Source organism: Bacillus sp. ISL-78, from assembly GCF_018613455.1.
Lineage (GTDB): Bacteria > Bacillota > Bacilli > Bacillales > DSM-1321 > Peribacillus > Peribacillus frigoritolerans.
The window spans coordinates 1-10,647 of record NZ_JAGGQC010000057.1; the positions used below are offsets into that span (position 1 = coordinate 1).

The window sequence follows — 10,647 nt, forward strand, 5'->3', positions numbered from 1 at the left end:
GTGAAAGATATGTATTCAGAGGTAGGATGCTCAAATATTGACTCGGTTATAGTAGTTAAACTGACTTCATTTAATATACCTTCGGAATTCGATTAATGCGTAAAACAATTATGAAGTTGAAACAAAAATGGCTTAACATAGTGGCTCGATGAGACCAAATCTCTTAACCCTTTGGTCAAAATTCCAAGGGAATTTTAAAAGGGGTTCGGAATTTTTTAATTCCGAACCCCTTTTGTATGCAAACTGACTGGACATGAAAGTCATCATGTCCAGTTTAATAATGTTAACTGTTATTTTAAAAAGACAAGGGGCTATGGACAGTTAAAGTACTTATTGAATCGGTTAATTATAACGGTTGCTTAGAAAAATCAATTACGCAGGCCAAAGTGTGCATTTAATTGGCCCTGCAGCATTTTTTTTCGCATTTTTTCCTGTTCAATTTTTCTTTTCTCTTTTAATTTTTCCTGTCTAATTTCATGGGTTTGCACTCCATCCTCTATTTTATCGGCGATTTCCACTAATGCTTTGACGTCGGAAAAAGAGTATTTACGGTTACCACCCTTAGACCTTTCGGGGAAAACGAGTTTTCTTTCTTCATAATACCGGATTTGTCTATCGGATAGTCCGGTTAATTCTCTGACCACACCTATGGAAATTACCTTTCTATCTATATAAGATTCTTTATGCTGGACGATGAAAATCACCTCATTTTGGATTTATGCTGAATCAATAAGGATATTATATCCTAATTTTCTGAATATTTGTAATAAAAACTAACATTAATTATTAATTTTTAAAAACTATGTAAGATTTTATAACACATTAGTGGCGATAAAAAGTGACGTCACCTATAATCAATCATATCATCCTTTCAAAAAAATCTTATTGGAGGACAAAACATGTCTAAGCAGAAATTGGCACTCATTGGGAATGGTATGGCTGGAGTAAGATGTATAGAAGAAATTTTGAAAATTCAACCGGAGAGGTTTGATGTGACTGTCTTCGGAAGTGAGCCGCATCCAAATTATGATCGAATCCAACTATCGAATGTATTGCAAGGGGCTACGACGATAGATGATATTACAATAAATGATTGGAACTGGTACAAAGAGAACAATATTACACTTTTTTCAGGTGAAACAGTCACGAACATCGACACCACTAAGCAAATCATATATTCAGATGCTAATCGCGAAGTCGCTTATGATCGATTAATTTTAGCTACCGGATCAATCCCATTCATTCTGCCGATAAAGGGGGCTGATAAAAAAGGAGTGACGGCCTTTAGAAATATTGAAGACTGCGAAAAAATGATTGAATATTCGAAAAATAATAAAAAGGCTGCTGTCATTGGTGGAGGATTGCTGGGTCTTGAAGCAGCAAGGGGGCTTTTGAATCTAGGTATGCAGGTAGATGTTATTCACCTTTCGGAATATTTGATGGATAGGCAGTTAGATCCAGCAGCAGGAAAAATGCTGCAAAGGGAACTGGAAAGCCAGGGAATGAATTTTTATCTCGGGAAACAGACTCAGGAGGTTTTAGGTGAAATTGATGTCAAAGGATTACGCTTTAGTGATGGCGAGGAAATCTGCGCCGACTTAGTGGTCATGGCAGTTGGGATTAAGCCAAATGTTTTAATGGCCCAAAATTCCGGCATCCCTGTCAATCGGGGAATTATCGTGAATGATTATATGGAGACGAGGATCCCGAATATTTTTGCGGTTGGTGAATGTGCGGAACACCGTGAGATGGTGTATGGTTTGGTCGCTCCCCTTTATGAACAGGGTAAAGTATTAGCCAAAAGGATTTGCGGACTGGAAAGCAAAGCTTATGAGGGGTCCGTGCTTTCTACTAAGTTAAAAATATCTGGTGTTGATGTATTTTCGGCTGGAGAAATTTTCGAGGATGAACAAGCCAAATCAATCAAGGAATTTAATGAATGGAATGGTACTTACAAAAAAGTAATGATTCGAAATGGGAAAATTTCTGGTGCGGTATTATTCGGGGATACAAAGGAAAGCAATGCCCTATTGAGCATGATCAATAAAAATGCCGACGTTTCGGAGTATTTAAATGTAGGAACAAGTGAACCAAGTGTCAGCCTTGTCACTTCGATGTCAAATGAAGAAATCATCTGTGGTTGTAATGGTGTAACGAAGGGTGATATTGTGACGGCTATCGAATCTAACGGTTTAACAAGCATTGAGGAAGTAAAAGGCTGCACAAGTGCTTCGAGATCATGCGGTGGTTGTAAGCCGTTAGTCGGTGATATTCTCGAGCTGACATTAGGCGCTGATTTCAGTAAGTCAAACCAGAAGGAATCCATATGTACGTGCACCACTTTATCAAGAGATGAGGTTGTTGCCGAAATACGCGAAAAAAACCTGACACATACTCGTGAAGTCATGAATGTTCTCGGCTGGAATACAAGTGATGGATGCTCTAAATGTAAACCGGCACTGAACTATTACTTAGGCATGATCCATCCTGTTGACTATGAAGATGAAAAAGAATCCCGCTATGTCAATGAAAGGCTACATGCAAATATTCAAAAGGATGGTACATTTTCCGTTGTGCCAAGAATGTATGGCGGCGTCACAAATCCCGATCAATTACGGAAAATAGCAAATGTTGCCGATAAGTATAATGTTAAGTTACTTAAGGTAACAGGCGGTCAAAGAATAGATTTGTTCGGCGTTGAAAAAGAAGACCTTCCAAGCGTATGGGCCGACTTGGATATGCCTTCTGGATATGCGTATGGAAAAACGCTTCGAACTGTGAAAACATGTGTCGGTGAAAACTTTTGCCGTTTTGGCACCCAAGATTCAATCGGTCTGGGCATTGCCATGGAGAAGAAATTCGAACGTGTAGGCACACCGCATAAGGTTAAGATGGCTGTGTCGGCATGTCCTCGTAATTGTGCTGAATCCGGTATCAAAGATCTTGGTGTTGTCGGTGTTGACGGTGCATGGGAAATTTATATTGGCGGCAATGGCGGTACTCATTTACGAGCTGCTGAATTATTATGCAAAGTGAAAACAAGTGATGAGGTAATTGAAATTACGGGTGCGTACATCCAACATTATCGAGAGACTGCCAATTATTTAGAAAGAACGTCGGTCTGGGTTGATCGTGTTGGTTTCGATACCATTAAGGAGATTATTGGTGATAAGCAAAAAAGGATGGAGCTTAACCAACGCTTGGATGAGGCCTTATCCGTATTGCAAGAACCGTGGAAAGAAATCATTGAGAGCAATGCGATCCAAACCGGTTTATTTCAAAAAGTGAAAATTCCGGCTATATCAAATAAATGAATATGGGGGCAGCCTAAATGGGGAAAACACTTCAAAAGATAAAGGTCTCAACCGTAAATGCAATGCCAAAAAACCTGGGGAAAACAGTAACGATAGGATCTCATGAAATTGCTCTTTTTCATTTAGCAAATGGGGAATTCCGGGCTATTGAAAATCGTTGCCCACACAAAGGTGGTGTTCTGGTGGAAGGCATTGTGAGTGGTGATCACGTATTTTGCCCGATGCATGACTGGAAAATCAGTGTCAAGAATGGAGAAGTCCAAAAACCTGATAATGGTTGTGTAAAGACATACCATGTCGAAATAGAAGATGGTAATGTTTATATAGTTTTATAACCAGCTGCCCTGGATAGTCTCTTAGACTATCCATTTTTTCTTTGTCGATTTTTGAACTAAATTCCTCCGATGAAATAATTGATAAATATTTCCACAACAAATATAATTCTAGTTAGTAAAGGAATGACTAAAAAATAAAAAGATTGTAAACGGTTTCCATGATGAACCGAAATTTAAACAAATAAAGTTATAGGGGAAAGGTTGGCGTTTCATGAACAAATTATCTGTTGGCGTTTTTACCTTTATGCTATATTTTGTTCCTTTATCAAATACACCTGTAATAGCAGAAGTACAACCAGATTACAAGCTTTATGTGATGGCCCCATTGGGTGAAATAACAGATTGGGAGGCATTTAATGCAGAGCTGACCCAGTTGAAGGAAAATGGAGTATATGCAATTACGACAGATATCTGGTGGGGATTGGTCGAGAGTAAAAAAGATAATCAGTTTGATTGGTCCTATTATAAAAAATATGCGGAAACCGTGAAAGCCTCCGGTTTAAAATGGGTGCCCATTTTGTCTACGCACCAATGCGGCGGTAATGTGGGGGATGATTGCAACTATCCCATACCAAGTTGGCTCTGGAATAAAGACACAGCCGAAAACATGGCTTTCAAGAGTGAAAGTGGTTTCTGGAATAAGGAAGTACTTGCTCCTTGGTGGGAAGGCACAGCCGATCAGTACAATGAATTGTACAAATCCTTTGCAGAGAACTTTGCTGATAAAAAGGGTTTAATAGCAAAGATATATCTAAGTGCAGGACCGGCAGGGGAATTAAGATATCCCTCCTACCAGAATGCCGATGGCTGGGATTATCCTGAGAGGGGACAGCTTCAAGTTTATACAGAAGGAGCAAAACGGGATTTCAGGCTTGCCATGCGAGAAAAATATTCCACGATAAAAAAATTAAATGCCGCTTGGGGCAAAACGTATAAAAACTGGAATGAGATTCAGCCGCCAGGAAATGGGGATGAATTTTTCACCAAGGGCGGAGCAATCGACACTAGATTTGGATACGATTTTATGCAGTGGTATCAAGGAGCACTCGAAAAGCATCTTGCAAAAATCTCGAAGTTTGCCCATAAACATTTTGATAAAGTCTTTGGCGTGCCAATTGGAGCTAAAATTTCAGGAGTCCATTGGAAAATGAATGATCCAGTAATGCCGCATTCAGCAGAGTATAGTGCTGGGTACCATAACTACTCCCAATTGTTGAATCAATTTAAGAAATCGAATATGGCCCTCACATTCACCTGTCTGGAAATGGGAGATCAAGACGCACATACTGCACCGTCCTATAGCGCTCCTAAGACTTTGGTGACCCATATTGCCTCTTTAGCTAATGAAAAAGGAATTTCTTTAAACGGAGAAAATGCACTCCCTCTGATCAATAATGAATGGGGCTTTGACAATGTAGCAGAAATGGTTTTTAACCATGGTTTTGAGGGATTTACATTGCTTAGGATGTCTTATTTATTCGACGATGAAGGAAATCCAACAAATGAGTTCAGGATGATGGCTGATAAATTGGAAGGCAAGTCGATTCCCGTTACATTCACAGTTGAAAATGTACCTGCCACACAGGGAGTTTACTTAATTGGGGACAGAGGGGAAATCGGTCGATGGAATCCTGAAGATTACGAATATAAACTCACTCAAAACACAGATGGCACCTGGAGTGGAACATTTCGTTTAGCTGCAGATCGATTCTATGAATTCAAGTTCGTCCTGAAGGATGAAAATGGCGCTATTACTTGGCAAGATGGGGAAAATAATAGTTATAAAACTCCTTTGAATGGAAAAGGAAACTATAAAACTTCATGGTAGATGGGTTTATAGGGCTATGATTTAAAATTCAGACGACAAAAGGTGGTTCGGAATGATCTCACAACCATGATTGGTAAACTTAATATCCTTCTGTTTTTTTTACTGCTTTGTATACATGAATTCCTGAATAGATTAAAGAAATTTTCGACGATCCTGCCGAGTAACTGTCTGCCAAGCCGCTTCGCTTTGATACGGCTTGGCAAACAGTTGGCGGAAAGGGAGCGGATTTCTGAAATCATCTAGAATATTTTTCGGTTTTAAAGCATGAAGAGGTAATCAACGTTCAAATTTTACAATATGACTAACTAAGCAGGATTTGTGGGAAGAATATAAGGTATGGAAAATCATCACAAGTTAGAGTATAAAAAATCCAATCCAACTGCACTGTATATTTGTACTGACCCCATTGAGGCAATATTTTTTAATACTTAAATGATATTAATTTACATTAAAAAGTAACAAGGGATATTTATAGAATAAAACAACACGAAAGGGAGGAATTGAAATATATGAAGACAATGATTACTTGGACAGGGGAACTGGCCTTTTCTGGCACAACTCCGTCGGGACATGAAATAAAGATGGATGCCGCCGAAGAAGCAGGAGGTAAAAATAGTGGAGCAAGACCCACAGAATTACTTTTACACTCTCTTGCCGGCTGTACAGGAATTGATATTGTCATGATTTTAAAGAAAATGCGATTTGAAACAAAGGCCTTTCAAATAGAAATAGAGGGGGTACGGTCAGAAAATCATCCTAAACGTTTTACCGATTTTCATATCCATTATTTATTAGAGGGAGATCTACCTGAAGATAAAGTCGTCCGTGCGATTCAATTATCCAAAAATACGTACTGTTCAGTGTATCACTCATTGAATGCCAACATTAAAATCAGCTATTCAATAAATGGTGTTAAAGGAAAACAAGACATATAATATGTAATTTAAAGGACTATTGTTTTATTAGCCGTATAATAAAAACAGCCCCATTTTTGAAAATGGGGCTGTTTTTACTGAAATGAACATACTCATTTCATGAATAATCATCTATTCCAAAACGTGCAAACCACAGAAAATAATCCCCCTCATGTTAATCCAAGGGGATTCTTTCGAAAATATCAATCTAAAATTGGTTTTCAAGGTTAATGAGCTCCATTTTACGGAAGGAAAGGGATAATTCAGTAAGCAAGTAATCAAAATGTAATGGTTTGTCATTGGAATGCCCTTGATGTTAGGAGTTTATCCATATAAACTTTAGATACTATTGAGGAGTGGTTAAGTTGAAAGAGATAACAATTGACAAATTAATTTTTAAAAATCATTTATCGATGATTGAACAATATTCATTGAAAGATTTCATGTTTAAGTGGCTCGGCAGCCCCGAAGAAGGTTTAGATGATCTTCTCCCGCTTACATACACAGATCAAGTTTTTGCAAAAATGGAAACGGCATCGGAGACTAAAATCAAGATTCATGGAGAAGAAACCTTCAGATATGTCACCATTACGGAAGATAATCAAATCGTAATAGTGGGCTTGGATCCGAATCAAGAGTTAAAGTTTAGAATTGTGTCCCTGGAAGAGCGTTTGAAAAGCTACTAAAACTGAATCAAATTTTCAAAAATAATTAAGGCCGTTCCTGTGGAATGGCCTTTTTAAGGTATTTTTTTTCATCACGTTAAGAGAGTCGTCAATATTACATGTTAACTGTAATCGAGAGTAATTGAAACCCTTATCTTATGAAAGTTAAGCGAATAACTCTTTAAACTCGCGATATTTTTGGATTAATTTAACAAAATATAAATGTTTATTGGTTTGTCTTAGTATATTATAGAGTAACGAAGTCGACTAAACATTTGGGGGGAATTGAGATGAGCGAGACGTTGGCAAGTTCAATAAAAACGCTTTTGAAGGAAACGTTTGAAGGACCGGGAAATGAAGGAAGCTATTATACTGAATCAAAACCGAATACCGGGGTTTTTGGTACACTTGATGGTTTAACTGCAATAGATGCTTCACGTTCCATAAACGGATCGACAATTGCGGCACACGCAGACCACACCCGGTATTATTTATGGGTGGTCCAATCGATGATCAATGGCACGAACTTTGAAAAAGATTGGGAAGAAAGCTGGACCATTACTACTGTTGATGAGGTGAAATGGGCTGAAATCAGAGAGGAATTACATAAAGAATATGTATCTCTTTTCGCAGAAATCGAAACAATCGATTTAGGAAAATGGCTGACAAATGTAAATGCGACCATTGCCCACTCAGCTTATCATCTTGGAGCGTTACGGCAAATGATAAAAAGCCTTGAAATAGAAAAATAATATAATATATTGAGAGTTTTTAAACTGATTGGAACGTATGGCATTCGCTTTCCGAAGGAAGTCCGCCCTTGGCACTCTTGCGCCTGGATTCTCCTTTCGACGTTTTTTCCGAGGGAGTCTGGTACACGCGTTCCAATCAACTTTGTTTGAAAACCCAGATAGATACCTTTTAGTCTTAGTCGATAAGAGGTGTTAAAATGATCTCATCCCTAAGTTGAGGATTTATAATATCTGATAGTTTATTTCCTTTTTCATATACTTGAATGAAGTCATAAAAAAATCCCCAGTAACACCCATACCTCTTCAACAATCAAAAGTGTCTCTTTTTTTAATACCATACATAATATCTGAGTTCAGATCTCAAGTAATATACTTCCATTCTCCGAATGAATCATCATAATCCCTGCCCAATCCGTCTAGTGAATCAAGGAATAATAAACGCCTTCAAGAATGATTAAGTGCATCACTGATATGGAAACCAATAAAACCCTTTTCCACTTTGCTTATCAATGAAGATATAATTCCAAAATACTCCTTTGCTGAAACACGAGCATATAAGAATCACTTTAACTAACGGGGCCAGTTTAGTTGTAAAAGGATTTAATAATATACTTGATGATATTAGAATAAAACAAATAAAGTGTGTCAATAATAAAATTGACAGGACACCAATCAGTGTCATATAATAAAAGACACCAATTGGTGTCCAATTAAAGGGTGGGTGATTTTGAACGAGAAAAATCAAGAACGTGATATTTATGTAGCCATCGCTGACCCAACAAGACGTAAATTGCTACGTTTGTTGGCGGACGTGGAGGAATTGCCACTAAATGAGTTGACCGTACATTTTGAAATGGGCCGTACTGCGGTTTCAAAGCATTTGGCAATCCTTAAAGAGGTAGGTCTAGTAATCAGCAGAAAAGTTGGCAGGGAAACCCGTTATCGACTGAATGCAGGTCCGTTGAGAGAAATTGAGGATTGGGTATCGTTTTACAGAAGATTCTGGAGTGAAAGAATATCACTTTTAAATCAAATATTAGAGGAGGAATAAAAATGAGTTTAACAGTAACACAAGATTTTAATTTTAAGAGCCCGATCGAGAAGGTATGGCTTGCCTTAACGGATGCAAATACTCTTGGGAAATGGGTAATGGCTAATGATATTAAACCTGTCGTCGGACATAAATTCCAGTTTCGGAATGAACAGTGGAATTTGATTATTGATTCCGAAGTTCTTGAAGTCGAGGAGCCTTATAAGTTATCTTACACCTGGGTAGGCGGCGGTATAAACACTACAGTTACATGGACCTTAAAGCACGAGGATGGAACAACCCACTTACATCTCGAACAAACAGGATTCGAAAAAGAAGATCAAGCGTTCAATGGTGCGAAATATGGTTGGGCGAAAATGGGCGAAGAACTTAATAACGTGTTAGAGGTATTGTAAGACCAAACCTCTGCCTTGTTTTTTAGTATTCAGCTAACGTAAAAGAAAAAAGCTAACTGCTCGGAAAAAGGAGTGTTCCGTGATGACAAAAAGTAGAACGAATCCTAAGGTTGATGAATTTTTAGGTAAAGCTAAAAAGTGGAAAGAAGAATATGAGACGTTAAGAAATATCGTTCTTGACTGTGAACTGGCCGAAGAATTTAAATGGATGCATCCCTGTTATACGTTTGAGAATAAAAACATCGTTTTAATACATGGATTTAAAGAATATTGTGCGCTTCTGTTTCACAAAGGTGCCTTGTTACAGGATGCCCACGGGCTTCTAATTCAACAAACCGAGAATGTACAGGGAGCGCGCCAGATTCGGTTCACTAATGTTCAAGAAATAGTTGCAACGGAATCCATTCTGAAAGCCTATATTCATGAAGCCATTGAAGTTGAAAAAGCCGGGTTGGAAGTGGAATTTAAAAAGAACGAAGAATTCATAATTCCTGAAGAACTTCACAATAAGTTCGATGACTTCCCTGCCTTGAAAACTGCTTTTGAAGCATTGACCCCAGGAAGGCAAAGAGCATACATCCTTTATTTTTCACAAGCCAAACAATCCAAAACCCGAGAGTCACGAATCGAAAAATGCATGCAGAAAATTCTCGATGGGAAGGGTTTAAAAGATTAATATATTTGATGAGAAAATATGTTTTAGATTTCACCCCACTTTGCGTTCATTCGAACTCCTTTTTGGAACGCAAGCAACCACTCAACCGAAGAATAAAATGGATAAAAACAAAAAAGTTATCCATAGAGTGTAAGCTATCTGCCGTGTAACAGGCCTGCTTGTTGCAGCTAATAAAATCAAAGCTTGAACTAACGAGTGTTATCTTGAACAAGTTTAAGTAATGATTCCAACATACCACTAATAAAATAGGGCACTTTTATGGAGTAGCAAAAAAGCCCAATTTCTCAATTTTATTACTGAGAAATTGGGCTTTTTTCGAATATTTCGATTCAGGAAAATGCTAACGACCATGGCCCACCTCACGTATCAATTTGGAACGTTACGACAAATGAAAAAACCCTTGAAATGGAAAAATAAGCTAACAATTTGATGGTTAACATGATTGGAAAACTGGGCAATCTTGTATTCTTGGACTCGCTTTTCCTGCAGGAATCTCACGCCTTCCGTTCCAATCAAATTTGTTTTATAAGATAGAACTCCTTTAGTACTATAATCCTTTTTGATGGAAGACGGACTACTCTAACACCGAAGATGAAAAGAGAACGGATTTCTGATATCGACTGCACATTTTTCAAAGAAGTACTAAGAATAATTAAGAATTGGACTCAACCCGAAGCATGTTTAAGACTGGTTAAGACCGTCATGTTTTTTACTGTA

At 38.0% G+C, this 10,647-nt stretch carries 10 protein-coding genes; 9 read left to right on the forward strand and 1 reads right to left on the reverse strand.

Translation table 11 applies throughout. The annotated features are described in order from the left end of the window. Window positions 1–368 precede the first annotated feature (368 nt). Complete coding sequence (locus tag J7I96_RS27665; RefSeq protein WP_214768409.1) at window positions 369–695, reverse strand: MerR family transcriptional regulator; 327 nt, start codon at window positions 693–695, stop codon at window positions 369–371. 204 nt (window positions 696–899) lie between these two features. On the opposite strand from J7I96_RS27665, the gene nirB reads away from it, so the two are divergent. From nirB to J7I96_RS27710, 9 genes are all read left to right on the forward strand, one after another. Then, the gene (nirB, locus tag J7I96_RS27670; RefSeq protein ID WP_214922795.1) at window positions 900–3,314 is read left to right on the forward strand and encodes a nitrite reductase large subunit NirB; all 2,415 of its coding nucleotides are present in this window, start codon (window positions 900–902) and stop codon (window positions 3,312–3,314) included. A 17-nt stretch (window positions 3,315–3,331) separates the two neighbouring features. Continuing rightward, a complete protein-coding gene (gene nirD / locus J7I96_RS27675) occupies window positions 3,332–3,649 on the forward strand; it encodes a nitrite reductase small subunit NirD (protein WP_214768286.1) in 318 nt (105 codons plus the stop codon). 211 nt (window positions 3,650–3,860) lie between these two features. Next, window positions 3,861–5,477 (forward strand): family 14 glycosylhydrolase, encoded by a 1,617-nt coding sequence (locus tag J7I96_RS27680; protein ID WP_214768285.1) that lies wholly within the window; start codon window positions 3,861–3,863, stop codon window positions 5,475–5,477. A gap of 509 nt (window positions 5,478–5,986) precedes the next feature. After that, window positions 5,987–6,412, forward strand: coding sequence for an OsmC family protein (locus tag J7I96_RS27685; protein ID WP_095678434.1), 426 nt, complete (start codon window positions 5,987–5,989; stop codon window positions 6,410–6,412). 344 nt (window positions 6,413–6,756) lie between these two features. Beyond that, entirely contained in the window at window positions 6,757–7,077 is a 321-nt protein-coding gene (locus J7I96_RS27690; RefSeq protein WP_214768283.1) for a hypothetical protein, read from the forward strand. A gap of 269 nt (window positions 7,078–7,346) precedes the next feature. Then, window positions 7,347–7,808 (forward strand): hypothetical protein, encoded by a 462-nt coding sequence (locus J7I96_RS27695; protein ID WP_214768282.1) that lies wholly within the window; start codon window positions 7,347–7,349, stop codon window positions 7,806–7,808. A 727-nt stretch (window positions 7,809–8,535) separates the two neighbouring features. Next, a complete protein-coding gene (locus J7I96_RS27700; RefSeq protein ID WP_214768281.1) occupies window positions 8,536–8,859 on the forward strand; it encodes an ArsR/SmtB family transcription factor in 324 nt (107 codons plus the stop codon). A 2-nt stretch (window positions 8,860–8,861) separates the two neighbouring features. Continuing rightward, entirely contained in the window at window positions 8,862–9,254 is a 393-nt protein-coding gene (locus J7I96_RS27705) for an SRPBCC family protein (RefSeq protein WP_063593577.1), read from the forward strand. Window positions 9,255–9,336: 82 nt separating this feature from the next. Then, window positions 9,337–9,930: a YdeI/OmpD-associated family protein gene (locus J7I96_RS27710; protein WP_214768280.1), complete on the forward strand. Its 594-nt coding sequence runs from the start codon at window positions 9,337–9,339 to the stop codon at window positions 9,928–9,930. Window positions 9,931–10,647: the final 717 nt, after the last annotated feature.

Bases quoted from the DNA above. Each gene is read 5' to 3' on its own strand.
- nirB (WP_214922795.1), top strand. From the start codon at position 900: ATGTCTAAGCAGAAATTGGCACTCATTGGGAATGGTATGGCTGGAGTA.
- nirD (WP_214768286.1), top strand. From the start codon at position 3,332: ATGGGGAAAACACTTCAAAAGATAAAGGTCTCAACCGTAAATGCAATG.
- J7I96_RS27680 (WP_214768285.1), top strand. From the start codon at position 3,861: ATGAACAAATTATCTGTTGGCGTTTTTACCTTTATGCTATATTTTGTT.
- J7I96_RS27685 (WP_095678434.1), top strand. From the start codon at position 5,987: ATGAAGACAATGATTACTTGGACAGGGGAACTGGCCTTTTCTGGCACA.
- J7I96_RS27695 (WP_214768282.1), top strand. From the start codon at position 7,347: ATGAGCGAGACGTTGGCAAGTTCAATAAAAACGCTTTTGAAGGAAACG.
- J7I96_RS27705 (WP_063593577.1), top strand. From the start codon at position 8,862: ATGAGTTTAACAGTAACACAAGATTTTAATTTTAAGAGCCCGATCGAG.
- J7I96_RS27710 (WP_214768280.1), top strand. From the start codon at position 9,337: ATGACAAAAAGTAGAACGAATCCTAAGGTTGATGAATTTTTAGGTAAA.